This window comes from Rhizobium sp. SVR5-2C (genome assembly GCF_056755115.1).
The window spans coordinates 13,997-30,528 of sequence record NZ_JBNDHT010000031.1 but is presented as its reverse complement, the minus strand read 5'-3'; the positions used below and the strand labels follow the sequence as shown (position 1 = coordinate 30,528).

The following is a 16,532-nucleotide window of genomic DNA, read 5'->3' as shown; positions in this document are numbered from 1 at the left end:
ACTCGTTTTCGTCTCTTACTTGGCGCGCTTCAGCAGCCCCATCAGACCACCGCGCTTCGGCTTCTTCATGGTCACCCGGCCGGTAACGATGTGTGCCAGCTGCGAGAAGGTCTCAGCCGTCGGCGACTTCGGGTCGATTTCCGAGATCATGCGGCCACTATTGGCGGCATTGCCGAAGAGGCCGATATCGAAGGGAATGATCGCGATCGGCTCGATCTCGAGCGGTTCGCAGAAATCGGACGGCGCAATTTCCGGACGCTTCGGCATGCCGACCTGGTTGAGGACGAGATGCGGCGACTTGTCGTTCGGGCGCAGCTTGCGGAGCGCATCGAGCATGTTCTTTGCGTTGCGCAAGTTTGCAAGATCGGGAACGGCGCAGATGACCACCTCGTCCACTGACGCCAGAACCGAACGCGTCCATTCCGACCAGGCATGCGGAACATCGAGCACCGCAACTGGCGCGCTGCGCTGCAGAACCTCAAGAACCGGTTGAAACGCCTGGCCATCAAAGTCATAGGCGCGATCAAGAAGCGACGGCGCGGCGAGCAGTGACAGGTGTTCCGAACATTTCGTCAGAAGGCGGTCGAGAAAGACCTCGTCCAGCCGATCAGGAGCAAAGACGGCTTCGGCGATCCCTTGGGTCGGGTCCTGGTCGAAATCGATGTTTGCGGTACCGTAAGGCAGATCGAGATCGGCAAGGATCGTCTCGGTCGAGAAGAGATTGGAAATGCCGAATGCGCAATTGTGGGCGATCGTCGAGGCACCGGCGCCTCCCTTGGAACCGATGAAGGCAATGCTGCGGCCAAGTGGTTCGGCATCTGGATCGACGAAGATCGCAGCCATCGCCATCATGATGTCAGGCATCGCCACCGGCTGAACCATGTATTCGGAAATGCCGTTGCGGATCAGCTCGCGATAGAGCGCGATGTCATTGTAATAGCCGATGACAATGACCTTGGTGCTCGGATCGCAAACGGCGGCAAGCGGCGCGAGCTCCGAAAGGAGGCTTGCCGCATTCGCCTTCGTCTCAAGAATGAGCAGATTGGGCGTCGGGGCGCTAGAGAACATATTCGCGGCCGCCGCAACGCCGCCACTGGTAATCCGCAGGCTGACCTTCGACATGCGCCGGTCGTTGCCACAGCGCTCCATGGCCCGCTGAAGTGCCTCGCTCTCGCAGAACGCGTGCACGGAAATACGCGGCAGCGGCCGCATGTTCTCAAGCTCGCCCATGCGCACGGCGTCTTCGACGTGCTGCAGCTCTGCAGTGTTCTTGATCTCGTATTCGATGGGGCTCATAGGTTCGTCTTCCGTCAGAACGAGGAACTTCCGCCGACGTCCTCGATGGTAGTTGAGGTGGTTCGGTACTCTTCGATCGCATTGTTGCGGCGGGCGGCGTCGATTGGCGTCATGCCCCGCGGCGCAATAAGGTCTTCAGGATTGGCGATCTGTGCGGCTAGGTTGTTTTGGGTGGCGCAGCCGAAGTTGTAATAATTCTGATTGTCGAAATCGAAGCCGCCACCGATGTCCTTTGGCCATTCGCCGCACTTCGAGGTAATGGCCGTCATACCGACGAAACTGAGCCGGATAGGCGCTGCATCGCCGGGAACAGTTGCAGCATAGCTCGCGTTGACGATCTTCGAGCTCGGTACCCCTCTGTGGGAGAGCTCAGCGCGAACCTGGCTTCGCAACTGACTTGCGGCCGCCGAATTCGCGGAGCCTTGTGGTGTCATGACATAAACTGGGCCGGACGCCCGGGACAGGTAATTGGCCGCAAAGCCGCGGATCACGTCGCGCTGCGCAATCGTCAGACGCCGATCGGTCGAGGCAACCGGGATATCAACTGTCTGTTCGGCCTCAGCCACCACGATTGGGTGGCGTTGACGGTAGTCGTCGGGAATGCCTCCCGTAGTCAGATTATCGCGCGGCGCCGCGCAGCCGGAGAGCATTGCCCCTGCAAATGCGGCGGCACCAAGCATGGCCCATCGTAACGCGGCCTTTTTGCGTTGAGCCATGGGCTGTTCATCATATCGTTGCATCGTTTTCGACCCCGCCCCGTTCACTTGTAGATAAATCCGATGGAACCGTGGAATTGCGCATCGACGATCGGTGCCTCGGGCCGTCCGTAGATCTTGTTCACCCGGTTCATTAAGAAGGCCTGAGCGTCGTTCTCGGGACTGAAATTGTCATCCGGCCGATTGAGTTCATTGCGAGCGACAGGGCGGACGAGATAGGGGGTCGCGATGATGACGAGTTCGGTCTCGTCGCGCTCCACCGTCCGCTGGCGGAACAACGTACCTAGAATCGGGATCTTGTTGACGCCCGGCGTGCCGTTCGATGTCTGCGAAACGTTGTCCCTGATCAGGCCGGCGAGCGCGATCGAGCCGCCGGACGGAAGCTCCACGGAGGTCTCGGCCGAGCGGCGCTGGTAGGTCGGCTGCGACCCCGACACGGATGGTGCCGGCTCGGACACATTGGTCTTGATTTCAAGGCTGATGCGGCCCGAGGACAGAACCACCGGCTTGAAGGCCAGATTGATGCCGTAGTTGTAGGGAACGATGGTGACGTTGCCGTCATTGTCGGTGGTCGAGTAGAGAACCTGGCCGCCGGAATTGAAGGTGGCGGCCTGGCCGGAAATAGCGGTCAAAGTAGGTTCGGCCAAGGTCTTGACGACCTTCGCCTGCTCAAGAGCGCTGAGATAGGTCGATATGTCGTACTTACCGATTGCGGTCTTGAACAGCGCTGCAAGTCCTCCGCCGAGTGTCGCAGTGGAGCCATTCGCTATAGGCGAGCCGAGCTGCGCTACGGTCATGCCCGAGGAATTCGATACGAGATTGTCGAAGCCGAGCTGCTTGAGGATTTCGCGGCGGACTTCGGCAATCGTCACCTTCAGCGTGACCTGATCTTCGCCCTGAATCTGCAGCAGATTGACGACCTGGGATTGCTGGCGGGCTTCGGCAAAGATCGCGACATCGCCCTGCTGCGCGGAGCTGGCGGCCGTCTCCGTTCGCGTGGTTGCCTCACCGCCCGTCAGAAACGCCTGTGCAAGGTCTGCGGCCTGCTTGGCATCCTGCGGGGTGCGAACCGTGCCGGTCAACACGATGTTGTCAGATACGATTTCGACATTGATGTTGGAATCGACAATGAAGCGCCTGAGATTCGCTTCGAGGCCCGAGACATCGCGCTCGATTTCGATATCGAGGCTCACGACCTCCTGGCCGTCGCTTCCGAAGATGAAGATGTTCGTTTGGCCGACCTTCTTGCCGAAGAGATAGATGCGGCGCGATGTGCGCGTCACCGCGTCGGCCATCGACGGATCGGAGACGAGAATGTCATGCGCGTCCTCTGGCAGATCGACGACGAGCGCCTTGTTGAGGCCGAGCTTGAGGCGGCGGTGGGCACCGGGGCCGGTCTGAGAGATACGAATGACGCCTTCCGATTCCGCATGGGCAATTCCCGCGCCGAGGAGTGGCGCGAAGGCGGGTGGCGTCAGCCCCGAAATAACCATCGTCAGCGTGATGGCGCCGGAGAGGAAATGTCTAGCGCGCCGCATTGTATTCACCATAGATTTCCCCTCACTCGGCCTTTGGCGCACTGGTGTCTGTCACGATCGAACCAGACTTGATGACCTGCACCAGGGCGCTTCCATTGTCTCCGCTCAGGAGATAATCGGCGGCACTCGTGTCCTGCTCCTGTGCATCGGCCACGGAACGCAGCGCGAGCGACAGCTTGTCTGCCATCTGCTGGGCAACTGCCAGGACCTTGGTTTGATCGGGCGTCAGTTCGAGGGTTGCCGTGGTGCCCACGACAGCCTTGGAACCATCGTCCTTTTCTTGAATCTGCTGATCGATGGCGAGAACGCGGACATTGCTCAGCACGGTCTCGGTCAGGAACTTGTCGCTTCCCTGCGCTTTGCGGACCATGATGACATCGACACGATCGTTCGGAAGGATGAAGCCGCCGGCGCCGGTCGCGACCGAGATTTCCGTGGCGACAGCGCGTTTGCCAGCGGGCAAAAGGGCCGAAAGGATGCGGCTGTTTGAATCGGCGAGTTTTTCCGGCCGGATCGGCTCGCCTTCGAAGATCGGTAGGCGTACCACCGCACCCTTCATGTCCTTGATCGCGTCGGGCTTGTCGGCTTCGGTGATAAAGCCCTGAACAACGCCGTCGCGCGGCCAGGGCATCCAATGCACGGCCTTGTCGTCAATGCGGGCGCCTACGGGCAGATTAGCACTCGAGACAAGCACATTGGCCGTGGGCTCTTTTTCGACGACCGACTTCACCTGCGTGACGACGCCACCCCGCCCGGCAAGCTTCATCGCCAGAAAACCGGCGAGGCCAGCGGCAACGACGGCCACTGAAAGTATCATCAAACGGGCGGGTTTCATTCTTCAGTCCTCGGCAAGCAGCACGCTCACCCCGAAGAATGCTCCGGAATTGGTGTAATTATGGTTAACGTAACACTTACATTTTAAGTTAATGCACGTTTAAGTCGCCGTTATTTCAGCGTTTCAAGCGCATGAATCAGCATCGGCGAATAGGGGAACGCCGTAAAGCCGCCGATGGCGATGGCGATGCCGTAAGGAATTTTCTTCGCCAGTAGGAGCGAGTTGGGCAGCGGCAGGCCGATAGCAAGGATTACATTGGTTTGCGAGCGGATCATCAGAATAGCAAATGTCAGCAAGCCGCCGATCACGCCGACGCAGCAAAGGAATAGTATCAGGCTTTGATTGAAGCCAAACCAGAGCGCAGCGGCCGAGAGAAGTTTGGCGTCCCCTCCACCCATCACATTCAAGGCAAAGAGCGCAAAGCAGCCGCAGAAGACAGCGAGTCCCGCGGCTAGATGCATGCCGATCACGGGAATTGCCATGCCGGTAAGCGGCGCGATGATGAGAAATGAAATGACGAGAATCAGGGATACGCGGTTCGGTATCGTCATCGTGACCAGATCCGACAACGCAGCGACAGCGAGGCAAAGTGGAAAAACCACGAAGATGGATGCTGCGATCATTTCAAATCCTGCTCCTCAAAAAGCAAGAAAGGCCTACCATCAAAGGTAAGCCTAGCCGGCCGAGGCGCATCTCTGCGCCTCTTCCACTAAGTATCGAAGACGATCTTATTGGAGATCTTGGACCGAACTGCCGTCTGTAGCAGTATTCATCGTCGTCGACAGGTTCTGGAACGTGGCGTTCAGGGTGTTGCCGAGAGCACTGGCACCCGCGATGAGCGCCACAGAAATGAGCGCTGCAATCAGGCCGTATTCAATTGCAGTCGCGCCGGATTCGTCCTTCAGAAAACGGCTAAAAAGCTTGGTCATGGTTACTCCACTCCAGTTGAGGTTCAGCACGTCCGCCAACTGTTACCGTTGATCGGATTGCCACAACCTAACGGGGCGCCGTTTCAATCGGCTTAAGGAAAAGGGTTAGCAGTTCGTAAATGCTAAAGTAAAAAAACGAATGGTAAGCATGGCATTACTCCTTTATATTCAATTTTACCGGATGCGAGAGAACTTATAAATCGCTGCGCCTCCAAGGTGCGCTGAAATGCTACATCAATTGTGCCACTTGAAAACATCGCGACCGAGAGGACGTCCTCATCCGATCCATTTTGGATAAAAGCGTAATGCTATCGATCACTTTGAATAATTCTTAAAGCTTCATTTACCATTTTTTTCCATCCTGTTTCAAAATTCTGCCGGATTCTAATCAAGAGAGCGATATGCCATCGGGCGGCAAGACTATTGCATTTTTTTCAGCCGCGATGTTCGGGCTTTGCGGGCTTCAGGCTCCATTGCGCGCCGAAGAAGACGTGCTGCGCGTGTACATGGATCATGCGCGTGTACTGAAGCTCGACCGGCCAGCCAGCAAAGTGATTATCGGCAACGCCAAGGTTGCCGACGCGACGGTTGCCGACGCGAAGACGATCGTGCTTACCGGCCGCAGTTTCGGGACAACCAATATCGTCCTGCTTGACGCCGACGGCAACGCGATACTCGACGAGACGGTTCTTGTCTCGATCGACGAAGGCAACACGGTGCGCGTCTACCGCCAGACCGATCGCTCCGTCCTCTCCTGCACGCCGAACTGCGAACAGCACACCCAGCAGAATAATACGGCAGATGCCGCTGCCGGCGGCTGATCCGCGCACGAGCTGGGCCCGTCATCATCCGTTAAATTGTAGCCCCAGCCTGAAACGGAAAATCAACAAACGCGCTCTACAATTGCTGCATGAACCCTTCTTCCGGATGGCGCGATGGCGGCTAATGATCACCAGGCAGACGGAGCCTGCACGCAGCCGGCCAAGCAGAGCCGATGGAAGTCATTTGCGCGCTCGCGCGACGGGTCGACAGCGATCGAATTCGCGCTGCTCGCAATTCCTTATTTCATGGTGATCTTCGCAATCCTGGAAACTTTTGTGGCGTTCGCCGCAGAGCAACTTGTATCCAATGCCGTCGATACCATGAGCCGAAAGATGCGGACCGGACAGATTACCAATGTCGCCGGACAGCCGACCTACATGGATCAGACGGCCTTCCGGCGGGAGTTTTGCGGCGAGGTCTCGATCCTCATCCAGTGTTCCGAAGACGAGATCACGACGCCGAACAAGCTCTGGCTCGATGTCCGCACGTTCAGCAAGTTTTCCGATATTCCGGATACGATTCCGATGAATGCGACTGGCCTCGATACATCGGCGCTGCAGTATTCACCGGGCGGCTCCGGCTCGATCAATATGGTGCGCGCCTATTATCACTGGCAGATCATCACCGACCTTATCAGGCCGTATATTACCCCATACAAGACGACGACCGGCGCAAGGCTGAATGACTACCTTATCGTCGCGACCGCAGCCTTCGAGAACGAGAAATATTGATGGCCGCGACCGGAATCCTGATGCGGCTGAAAGCGAAGCTCGTCCACCTCGGGCATGACCGCAGCGGCGTTGGCGCAATCGAATTCGCCATCCTCTTTCCCGTCCTGGTGATGCTCTATATCGGTGCCTTCGAGACCACGCTTGGGCTGAGTGTCAGCAAACGCGCCAGCCGCGCCGCCGGCTCGATTGCGGATCTCGTCACGCAACAGGAGAATGTCACCAAAAGCTCGCTGACGGACATAGCCTCGGTTGCCGACGGGATCTTCGTTCCTTTCGATACAACCGACATTCAGATCGAATTGACCGGCATCGATATCGACACCGGTGCCAACGCCAAGGTTCTTTGGTCCTGGGCAAACGACGCGGCGGCCGCGCCCTATGCTGCAAATTCCCCTGTTAGCGGAATCCCCGCCGAGCTGCAAAAAGCGGATAGCTTTCTCGTGCGGGCCGACCTCAGCATTCCCTACAAGCTGCTCGCGTTTGGACCGAGCTTCCTTCCCAGCAATATGCAGCAGATCACCATACGCCGAACCTATTATTACCGGGAGCGGCAAGGCAAGGACGTCACCTGCGGCGATTGCTGATCGCGGCATTCCCTTCCCCGAAATTTGCCAAGAATGCGATCGCGCTGTATGCCTCGCCGAGACTGCGGCTCTTCAGCCGCTCAGCGTGATGGTTGAAGATGGCGCGTGCATTTCTTTTTGTCCTTGATTCCTTCGGCGTCGGTGGGGGCCTGGATGCGGTTGCCTATGGCGACGACGGCTCAAATACGCTTGGCCATATTGCGGAGTTTTGTGCAGCCGGGGCCGCCGATAGGGCAGGCTTGCGCTCCGGTCCGCTTTCTCTTCCCAACATGTCGGCGCTCGGGCTGATGCAGATCGCGAAGACCGCGACCGGGCGCTTTCCGGATGGCATGCCGATTCCGGAGAAGGTTTACGGCATCCACGGCTGCGCCAATGAAGTCTCCCGCGGCAAGGACACGCCGTCGGGGCATTGGGAAATCGCCGGAACGCCGGTGACATTCGATTGGGGATATTTCCCCGCAGAGGGAGACGCCTTTCCCCCACAGTTTATCGAGGCGCTCTGCAGCGCGGCGGAGCTTCCGGGAATTCTCGGCAACTGCCATGCCTCGGGCACGGAAATCATCGCCCGTTTCGGCGAGGAGCACATCCGCACCGGCAAGCCGATCTGCTATACATCGGCGGACTCTGTCTTCCAGGTTGCAGCACACGAGACGCATTTCGGCCTGGACCGTCTGCTGAGTTTCTGCCGCATCGCCCGCGCGCTTCTCGACCATTACAATATCGGCCGGGTCATTGCCCGCCCCTTCGTCGGCGAAACCTCCTCGACCTTTGAGCGCACTGGCAATCGCCGGGATTTTTCCGTGCCGCCACCAGAGCCAACGCTGCTTGACCGGCTCGTCAAGGAGGGCCGCAAGGTTCACGCCGTCGGCAAGATCGGTGATATTTTCGCGCATCAAGGCGTCTCAAGAGTAATCAAGGCCAACGGCAACGACGCATTGATGGACGCTTCTCTTGCCGCGATGGAAGAGGCCCAAGACGGCGACCTCGTTTTCACGAACTTTGTTGACTTCGACATGGTCTATGGCCATCGCCGTGACGTTCCAGGTTATGCCGCCGCGCTCGAAGCCTTCGATGCGCGGCTGCCGGACGTCCACCGCAAGCTTACACCCGGCGATCTTGTCATCCTCACGGCCGACCATGGCTGCGACCCGACCTGGCGCGGCACGGATCATACGCGCGAGCGCGTGCCGATCATCGCTTATGGCCCGGGGTTGAAGTCACGCAATATCGGCATTCGCAGCACCTATGCCGACATCGGCGAGACAGTCGCTCGGCATCTCGGCATCGCCGCCGGACCGCATGGGAGAAGCTTTCTATGACATTGCATCTGAAGAAGGCCGAGCTGCACTGTCATCTCGAGGGTGCCGCGCCGCCGGCGCTGACGGAAGCGCAGGCCCGCAAGTACAATATCGACATCAGCGCCTATCTCCGCGGCGGTGCCTATGTCTGGCATGATTTTGCAAGCTTTCTCGAATGCTACGACAAAGTCTCCGAGGTCTATAAGACTGACGAGGACTACGCGCTGTTGACCGAAACCTATCTGCAGGAGCTTGCCGAGATCGGCACGATTTATAGCGAGCTCATCGTTTCGCCGGACCATGGAAAGCGCATCGGGCTCGGCGCGGACGCCTATATTGCCGGCGTGTGCGAAGGTATTCGCCGGGCGAAGGAGAAGAGCGGCATCGAAGCGCGGCTGATCGTGACCGGTGAACGGCATTTCGGGCCTGAGAGCGTGATCGGTGCGGCGGAATATGCCGTCAAAGCCGGCAATCCGCTGATCACCGGCTTCAACCTGGCTGGCGAGGAGCGCATGGGCCGTGTGGCCGACTATGCCCGTGCCTTTGATATCGCTCGCGACGCCGGGCTCGGTCTGACGATCCACGCCGGTGAGGTCTGCGGCGCCTTCAGCGTTTCCGACGCGCTGGACGTCGTGCGGCCGTCGCGCATCGGCCACGGCGTTCGCGCCATCGAAGATGCCGAGCTTGTGAGGCGGCTTGCCGATCTCGGGACTGTTCTCGAGGTCTGCCCGGGCTCCAATATTGCCCTGAACGTCTTCCCCGATTTCGCTGCGCATCCGCTCCGCAAGCTCAAGGAAACCGGCGTCCGGGTGACGATCAGTTCCGACGATCCGCCCTTTTTCCATACCTCGCTGAAGCGGGAATATGAGCTTGCTTCTGATGCCTTCGGCTTCAACGACAGCGAAATCAACGCGCTGACGCGGACTGCCATCGAGGCGGCTTTCGTCGACGAAGCAACCCGTATAGCGCTGCTCGCCCGGCTTTGAGCCGCCCGAGCCTGGGGATCGTGACGTGAAAATCGCCTCCACTCTTGCAGTTGAGGCGATTTCCATGAAAGAAACGTCTTATAAGAACAATTAAAGAGAGGCTCGGCCATGGAAGGCGTCACCGTCATCGACCACCCGCTTGTGCAGCACAAACTCACCATCATGCGGCGCAAGGAGACATCGACGGGCAGCTTCCGCCGGCTGCTCCGGGAAATCTCGACCCTGCTATGCTACGAGGTGACGCGTGATCTCGAGCTGACGATGGAAACCATCGAGACGCCGCTTCAGACCATGGAATCGCCGATCCTGGAAGGCAAGAAGCTGGTCTTCGCGTCGATCCTACGTGCCGGCAACGGGCTGCTCGAAGGCATGCTCGATCTCGTCCCTTCAGCTCGCGTCTCCCACATCGGCGTCTATCGCGACCACGAAACGCTGCAGCCCGTGGAATATTACTTCAAGGCACCGGACGACGTTGCACAACGCCTGATCATCGTCGTCGACCCGATGCTGGCGACGGGCAATTCCTCGATTGCCGCAATCGACAAGCTGAAGGAGCGCGGCGCGCACAATATCCGCTTCCTCTGCCTGCTGGCCGCCCCGGAAGGCATCAAGAATTTCCGCTCGGCACATCCCGATGTTCAGGTCTTCACCGCCGCGATCGACAGCCATCTCAACGAGAAAGGCTATATCATGCCGGGTCTCGGGGATGCAGGCGACCGCATGTACGGCACGAAATAGCTTCAGCTTTTCTTTACTAAATCCGACGACTTGCAGAGCCCGGACAGAGATCCGGGCCTTTTTGCTATGGCCGTTAGCAACTTGTCAGCGATTGAGGGCGTAGCAGCTTGAAGCGTGCACCCGGATGATGCCTGGTTTACGCGGGAAGGATTTCTGTTTCATGCTCATGCGTACAGTCATTTTCGCGAGCATAGCCGTCGCACTCGCCACGCAGGTGCCGTCCCTTCTTCACGGAATCGGCGAGCAGCCGATCGCCGATAACGCTTCCGACACCGATGCTTTGACCCAGACCGAAGCTCGCTCGCCCGTGCCTGCTTCCGGCAGCGGAAGGATGCTGCTTCGGGCCGATGCCCAGGGGCACTACAGGGGCGACTTCAAGATCAACGGCAAGCCGGTGCAGGGCTTGATCGATACCGGCGCGACCTATGTCGCCTTGAACGAAAGCCTCGCCCGCCGTCTTGGCTACGGCGCCGGCCAGCTCGATTTCCGCTATGCCGTCAATACGGCAAACGGCCAGACCAAGGCCGCACATGTCACGCTCGATCGCGTCGAAATCGGCGGCGTCCGTGTGCGAAGCGTGGAAGCTTTCGTGCTCAAGGACGAGGCGCTTTCGATGACGCTGGTCGGCATGAGCTTCCTGAAGAAACTGCAATCCTACTCGGTCGCGGACGGGGCGCTCAATCTGAAGCAATAATCAGATACGACCCGAAATCACCGGGGGCAGATACGGCTCGTTGCCGGAGATGCGGTAGTTTGCGCCGAGTGAGGCGGCCGCCTTTTCCGCAGCCGCTTCGCTTGCGGCATGAACGATGGCAATCGTATCACCCTTCTCCACACGGGTGCCGAGCGGCAGCAGAGCGGAGAAGCCCACCCGATGGTCAATCTTGTCCGCCGGATGACGTCGCCCGCCGCCGAGATCGATAACAGCCATGCCGAGTTCGCGAGCATTGCAGGCTGAAAGCCAGCCGCTCTCTTTCGCCACGACCGGCTTTTCGATCGGCGCTTTCGCCAGATAGTTTGCGGGCTTCTCGACAAAATCCGCCGGGCCACCGAGCATGTGCACCATGCGGCCAAAGACCTCCGCCGCCTTGCCCGACGTCAGTGCCGCGCGGGCTTTCACTTCGCCATCTTCCAGGGACGGACAAATACCGGAGCTCGCCAGCATCTCGGCTGCGAAGCCCAGAACGACGGCTTCGAGCCGCGTTCCGGCCTTGCTCCCCGTCAGGAAGCCGAGGCAGTTCCATATTTCCACGGCATTGCCCGCCGCGTCCGCCAGCGGCTGGTTCATGTCGGTGATCAAGGCGGAGGTCCTAACCCCTGCTCCGTTCGCCACTTCCACCAGGGACTGTGCCAAGAGCTTTGCCTGCTCGTGGTCGGCCATGAAGGCGCCGTTGCCGGTTTTCACGTCGAGCACCAGGGTCTCAAGACCGGCAGCGAGCTTCTTGGACAGAATGGACGCCGTGATCAGCGGGATGGAATCAACGGTGGCGGTTACATCGCGCACGGCGTAGAGCTTGCCGTCAGCAGGTGCCAGCGAGCCTGTCTGGCCGATGATGGCACAGCCTGCTTCCTCGACGACCTTGCGGAACAGCGCCGCATCCGGCGTAATTCCATAGCCGGGAATGGAATCCAGTTTGTCGAGCGTGCCGCCGGTATGGCCGAGGCCGCGGCCGGAAATCATCGGCACGGCAAGGCCGCAGGCAGCGGCAATCGGCGCCAGCATCAGCGAGACGTTGTCGCCGACGCCGCCGGTAGAATGCTTGTCTGCAATCCGGCGATCGATTCCGGACCATGTGAGCATGGCGCCCGAGCGCGCCATGGCGAGCGTCAGCGCAACGGTTTCCTCACGCGACATCCCCTTGAACCAGACGGCCATGGCGAAAGCCCCGATCTGTCCCTCGGACAGCCGGCCGGCGGCAAGAGCCTCAATGAAGGACTGGATTTCGTCCGCGGAAAGGACACCGCCATTCCGCTTCTTCCGGATGATCTCCTGCGGGATCATGCTCAGTAGCTCGACGCCTTGGCGGGAGCCGATTGGGCGCCGCCAAGGACCGCGAGGATATCATCCAGCAGGCCTGATGCACCGAAACGGAAGGTAGACGGCATCGGCCAATCCGGCGTCATGATCGTCTGCGCAAGGCTGAGATAAAGGGCAGCGTCCACGACAGAGCCGATGCCGCCGGCGGGCTTGAAGCCCACCTTGCGGCCGCTCTGGCGGATCGCGCGGATCATGATGTCCGCAGCCTCGAGCGTTGCATTGACGGCAACCTTGCCGGTGGACGTTTTGATAAAATCCGCACCTGCGTCGATTGCAAGTTCGGATGCGCGGCGGATGAGGCTCGGGTCCTTGATCTCACCCGTCTCCAGGATGACCTTCAGCAGCACGCCCCCGGTGCATTCCGCGCGAACCGCAGTTACCATGTCGGTTACTGCCTTTTCGTTGCCGTCCAGGAACTTGCGGTAGGGAATGACGACGTCGATGTCATCCGCGCCGTCTGCGATCGCCTCGCGCGTCTCGGCGGCAACGTCGGCCACTTCCATGTCGCCGGACGGAAAATTGACAACCGTTGCAATGCGAACCGGATGACCTTTGCCGAGAACCGTGCGTGCGTGCGCGACAAAGCGCGGCCAGATGCAGATCGCGGCACTATTGCCGTAGGGTGTTTGTGCACGGGCGCAGAGCGCATCGATCTGCACTTCGGTGCAATCATCCTTTAGATTGGTAAGGTCAAGAAGCGACAGCGCGACCGCCGCCATCTCCTTCTGGGAGTAAGTGCTCATCAATGCTTCCCTTCACCCGCAATGATTTCCTTCAAAATTGCGGCGAGACTCACGCCACCAACGGGCGCCATGTCCTTGGTTTCTTCGTGGCTGAGTTCGGAACCGGTCATGCCTGCCCCATAATTGGTGATTACGGAAGCTGCCGCAACCCTCAAACCCAGCATTCGTGCGATGATGACCTCCGGCACGGTCGACATGCCGACGGCATCGGCACCGAGAATCCGAGCCATGCGGATTTCCGCGGGCGTTTCGAAGCTCGGACCGGAAAACCACATATAGACGCCGTGAAAGAGCTTGATGTCCAGCTTCTCGGCCGCCTTGCGCATCGAAGCGGCAAGCTCAGCGTCATAGGCATTCGTCATGCCGACGAAGCGACGGTCGCTTTCCTCGCCGATTAGTGGATTCATGCCGGAATAATTGATGTGGTCAGTGATCTGCATCACTGAGCCCGGCGGCATTTCCTCGCGGAGCGAGCCTGCCGAGTTGGTCAGAAAGAGCGATTGCACACCGAGGCCCTTGAGCACCTCGATCGGCAGCCGCATCGCATTCGCATCGCCTCGTTCGTAGAAATGCACGCGGCCCGACAGCATGATGACGGGCACGCCGTCCAGAAGGCCAGATACGACTTCGCCTGCATGTCCAGAGACCGCGCTGACAGGAAAGCCAGGCAGATCCTCATAGGGCGTTCGCACAGCATTCGTCAGCTCGCCCACGAGGGAGCCGAGACCCGAGCCGAGAATGATGCCGTGACGCGGAACGAGCCCGCCGAGCCTACCTACGAGCAGATCGATGGCGGCGTTCATCCGAGTTCCGTCTCGAAGCTGAAGGGAAGAAGCTCTTCCATCGTCATGGTTTTCTTCACGCCGGCTTCATCGCAGAGATAGATCTTCGTGTCCTTGGACGCGAATTCGGAGATCTTCTGCCGGCAGCCGCCGCAGGGCGGGCAAAGTGGCAGCTTCTCGGCAATCACGGCCATTTCGACAATCTTCTTCGCCCCGCCCATGATCATGGCGCCGATAGCCGTCGGCTCGGCGCACCAACCCTGGGGGAAAGAGAGGTTTTCGATATTGGCACCGGTGTAGACCTTGCCGTCTTCAGCGCGGATCGCGGCGCCGACCGGGAATTTCGAATAAGGCGCATGGGCAAAGGCCATGGCACCGCGGGCGGCTTCGAAAAGGTCGTGTGACATCTATCAGCGCTCCTTGGTATAGGGGACTCCGCCGGCCTTCGGCGGCGTGGCGACGCCTATGAAGCCCGCAAGCAGGATGCATGTGAGAATATAGGGCAAGGCCTGGAAGATCTGCACCGGCACTTCCCCGATCAGCGGCACCTCCTTGCCCTGCATGAAGTTCGCCAATGCATCAAGGAAGCCGAAAAGCAGGCAGGCGAACATGACCGGCACCGGCTTCCACTTTGCAAAAACCAGCGCGGCAAGAGCGATATAGCCTTTGCCCGCCGACATATCCTTGATGAAGGCCGCCGATTGCGCAATCGCAAGATATGTGCCCGAGAAGCCGCAGAGGATGCCGGCGCACATCACGGAACGATAGCGCAGCCAACTGACCGAGATGCCGGCCGTATCGACGGCGCCTGGATTTTCGCCGACGGCGCGAAGCCGCAGGCCGAAGCGCGTGCGGTAGAGGATCCACCAGGAAAGCGGCACCGCCAGAAATGCGAGGTAGGTCAGAATGTTGTTGCCCGAGATCACGTTCGAATAGAGCGGACCGATGATCGGAACCTCCCGCATCGCCTCCGCACCCGGAAGCGTGATCGGCGCGAAGCGGCTCTCCGGAGAAAGCTGTGGCGTACGCCCGCCTTGGCCGAACCACGCCTGCCCGAGGACAATCGTAATGCCGGCGACGAAGAAGTTGATGGCCACGCCGGAGATGATCTGGTTGCCGCGATTGGTGATCGACGCAAAACCATGCACCAAGCTTAGTGCAACCGAGCAGAGGATGCCTGCAAGGAGGCCAAGCCAAGCCGAGTCCGTGATGTATGCGACGCAGGCAGCGGCGAAGGCGGCGCCCAGCATCTTGCCCTCGAGGCCGATGTCGAAAATGCCGGACCGCTCCGAGAAGAGCCCGGCAAGCGCGGTGAAGATCAGCGGAATCGACAGGCGGATCGTCGAGGAGAGAACGCTAATGAAAATATCGTAGTAATCCATCGCCGTCCCCTCACACCGTCTTGAACTGCTGATAGATGCGAACCATCGCCGGTCTGAACATATATTCGAGGGCGCCTGCGAAGAGAATGACGAGACCCTGGATCACCAGGATCATTTCGCGGGTGATGTTCGGCATCTCGAAGGAGATCCAGTCGCCGCCCTGATAAAGGATGCCGAACAGGATCGCCGAGAAGATAATGCCGACCGGATGATTTCGGCCCATGAGCGAGACGGCAATGCCGACAAAGCCGGCGCCACCGACGAACTCGACCTGCAGGCGGGCCGAAGACCCCATGACTGGATTAAGCGCCATCATGCCGGCCAGCGCGCCGGAGAGCAGCATGGCGATCATCACCGTGCGGGCATAGGGGATGCCTGCGTAGGAGGCCGCGGTCGGGCTGACGCCGAGCGTGCGCATCTCGAACCCCAGCTTGGTGCGCCAAATGAGCAGCCACACGAAGTAGGCCGCGACAAGGGCAATGAGGAAGGAGACGTTGAACGGCGCCGCACCCAGCTTTGCACCGAAGAGATTCATCAGCCATCCGAGCTTCGGCAGTTGGCCGCCTTCGAGGAAGGTGCGTGTTTCCGGCGCCATCTTGCCCGGCACGATCAGCACATGCACCAGCAGGTAAACCATCAGCGCCGCGCCGATGTAGTTGAACATGATGGTGGTAATGACGATGTGGCTGCCGCGTTTCGCCTGGAGAACGGCCGGAATGAACGCCCAGGCGGCGCCAAACAGGCCAGCACCGACAACCGCCACCGGCATTGTCACATACCATGGGACATAGTGGTCGAGCGCGAGCGCCACCAATGCGCAACCGAGGCCGCCGAGATAAGCCTGGCCTTCCGAGCCGATGTTGAAGAGGCCGGCGTGAATGGCGACCGCTACCGACAGGCCGGTGAAGATGAAGCTCGTGGCATAATACAGCGTAAAACCAATGCCTTCGCCGCTGCCGAGCGCGCCTTCGATCAAGAGCGACAAGGCCGCAATCGGACTTTCGCCGATCAGCCAGACGACGAAGCCCGAAATCAAAAAGGCAACGATCAGGTTCAGAAGCGGGATAAGGCCGTAGGCGATCCAATTTGGAAGAGGAACGGAAGCTGTGCTCAT

General features: G+C 59.6%; 19 protein-coding genes. 7 read left to right on the top strand and 12 right to left on the bottom strand.

What is annotated here, in order from left to right:
- Positions 1-15 precede the first annotated feature (15 nt).
- The 6 genes from ACPYOI_RS11635 to ACPYOI_RS11610 all read right to left on the bottom strand — a co-directional run bounded on the left by ACPYOI_RS11635 (position 16) and on the right by ACPYOI_RS11610 (position 5,314).
- Positions 16-1,296, bottom strand: coding sequence for a CpaE/TadZ family protein (locus tag ACPYOI_RS11635; RefSeq protein WP_481422884.1), 1,281 nt, complete (start codon positions 1,294-1,296; stop codon positions 16-18).
- 14 nt (positions 1,297-1,310) lie between these two features.
- Entirely contained in the window at positions 1,311-2,012 is a 702-nt protein-coding gene (locus ACPYOI_RS11630) for a CpaD family pilus assembly protein (protein WP_481419277.1), read from the bottom strand.
- 44 nt (positions 2,013-2,056) lie between these two features.
- A complete protein-coding gene (locus ACPYOI_RS11625) occupies positions 2,057-3,562 on the bottom strand; it encodes a type II and III secretion system protein family protein (protein ID WP_481419278.1) in 1,506 nt (501 codons plus the stop codon).
- A gap of 10 nt (positions 3,563-3,572) precedes the next feature.
- Positions 3,573-4,385, bottom strand: a complete 813-nt coding sequence (gene cpaB / locus ACPYOI_RS11620) for a Flp pilus assembly protein CpaB (protein WP_481419279.1) — start codon at positions 4,383-4,385, stop codon at positions 3,573-3,575.
- A 110-nt stretch (positions 4,386-4,495) separates the two neighbouring features.
- Positions 4,496-5,008, bottom strand: a complete 513-nt coding sequence (locus tag ACPYOI_RS11615) for an A24 family peptidase (protein WP_481419280.1) — start codon at positions 5,006-5,008, stop codon at positions 4,496-4,498.
- 105 nt (positions 5,009-5,113) lie between these two features.
- Positions 5,114-5,314: a Flp family type IVb pilin gene (locus ACPYOI_RS11610; RefSeq protein WP_481419281.1), complete on the bottom strand. Its 201-nt coding sequence runs from the start codon at positions 5,312-5,314 to the stop codon at positions 5,114-5,116.
- A gap of 401 nt (positions 5,315-5,715) precedes the next feature.
- Between ACPYOI_RS11610 and ACPYOI_RS11605 the strand changes: the two genes are divergently transcribed.
- From ACPYOI_RS11605 to ACPYOI_RS11575, 7 genes are all read left to right on the top strand, one after another.
- Positions 5,716-6,135, top strand: coding sequence for a pilus assembly protein N-terminal domain-containing protein (locus ACPYOI_RS11605; protein ID WP_481419282.1), 420 nt, complete (start codon positions 5,716-5,718; stop codon positions 6,133-6,135).
- 114 nt (positions 6,136-6,249) lie between these two features.
- Positions 6,250-6,867, top strand: coding sequence for a TadE/TadG family type IV pilus assembly protein (locus ACPYOI_RS11600; RefSeq protein WP_481419283.1), 618 nt, complete (start codon positions 6,250-6,252; stop codon positions 6,865-6,867).
- On the top strand, positions 6,867-7,451 hold the full coding sequence (locus ACPYOI_RS11595; protein ID WP_481422883.1) for a TadE/TadG family type IV pilus assembly protein: 585 nt from the start codon (positions 6,867-6,869) through the stop codon (positions 7,449-7,451). Before ACPYOI_RS11600 ends, ACPYOI_RS11595 begins: the two co-directional genes overlap by 1 nt.
- Positions 7,452-7,549: 98 nt before the next feature.
- Complete coding sequence (locus ACPYOI_RS11590; protein WP_481419285.1) at positions 7,550-8,770, top strand: phosphopentomutase; 1,221 nt, start codon at positions 7,550-7,552, stop codon at positions 8,768-8,770.
- Positions 8,767-9,735: an adenosine deaminase gene (locus ACPYOI_RS11585; protein WP_481419286.1), complete on the top strand. Its 969-nt coding sequence runs from the start codon at positions 8,767-8,769 to the stop codon at positions 9,733-9,735. The genes ACPYOI_RS11590 and ACPYOI_RS11585 overlap by 4 nt, the downstream gene beginning before the upstream one ends.
- A 108-nt stretch (positions 9,736-9,843) precedes the next feature.
- On the top strand, positions 9,844-10,473 hold the full coding sequence (gene upp, locus ACPYOI_RS11580) for a uracil phosphoribosyltransferase (protein WP_481419287.1): 630 nt from the start codon (positions 9,844-9,846) through the stop codon (positions 10,471-10,473).
- 124 nt (positions 10,474-10,597) lie between these two features.
- On the top strand, positions 10,598-11,167 hold the full coding sequence (locus ACPYOI_RS11575) for a retropepsin-like aspartic protease family protein (RefSeq protein WP_481422882.1): 570 nt from the start codon (positions 10,598-10,600) through the stop codon (positions 11,165-11,167).
- On the opposite strand, the gene deoA is transcribed toward ACPYOI_RS11575, so the two are convergent.
- The 6 genes from deoA to ACPYOI_RS11545 are packed head-to-tail and all read right to left on the bottom strand — an operon-like array spanning position 11,168 to position 16,532.
- Complete coding sequence (gene deoA / locus ACPYOI_RS11570; RefSeq protein WP_481420193.1) at positions 11,168-12,475, bottom strand: thymidine phosphorylase; 1,308 nt, start codon at positions 12,473-12,475, stop codon at positions 11,168-11,170.
- A 2-nt stretch (positions 12,476-12,477) separates the two neighbouring features.
- A complete protein-coding gene (deoC, locus tag ACPYOI_RS11565; protein ID WP_481420194.1) occupies positions 12,478-13,254 on the bottom strand; it encodes a deoxyribose-phosphate aldolase in 777 nt (258 codons plus the stop codon).
- A complete protein-coding gene (locus ACPYOI_RS11560) occupies positions 13,254-14,057 on the bottom strand; it encodes a purine-nucleoside phosphorylase (protein ID WP_481422881.1) in 804 nt (267 codons plus the stop codon). Before ACPYOI_RS11560 ends, deoC begins: the two co-directional genes overlap by 1 nt.
- Positions 14,054-14,443 carry a cytidine deaminase gene (locus tag ACPYOI_RS11555; RefSeq protein ID WP_007827313.1) on the bottom strand — a complete coding sequence of 130 codons (390 nt, stop codon included), beginning with the start codon at positions 14,441-14,443 and terminating at the stop codon, positions 14,054-14,056. The genes ACPYOI_RS11560 and ACPYOI_RS11555 overlap by 4 nt, the downstream gene beginning before the upstream one ends.
- Before the next feature lie 3 nt (positions 14,444-14,446).
- On the bottom strand, positions 14,447-15,418 hold the full coding sequence (locus ACPYOI_RS11550) for an ABC transporter permease (protein WP_481419917.1): 972 nt from the start codon (positions 15,416-15,418) through the stop codon (positions 14,447-14,449).
- 10 nt (positions 15,419-15,428) lie between these two features.
- The gene (locus ACPYOI_RS11545; protein ID WP_481419918.1) at positions 15,429-16,532 is read right to left on the bottom strand and encodes an ABC transporter permease; all 1,104 of its coding nucleotides are present in this window, start codon (positions 16,530-16,532) and stop codon (positions 15,429-15,431) included.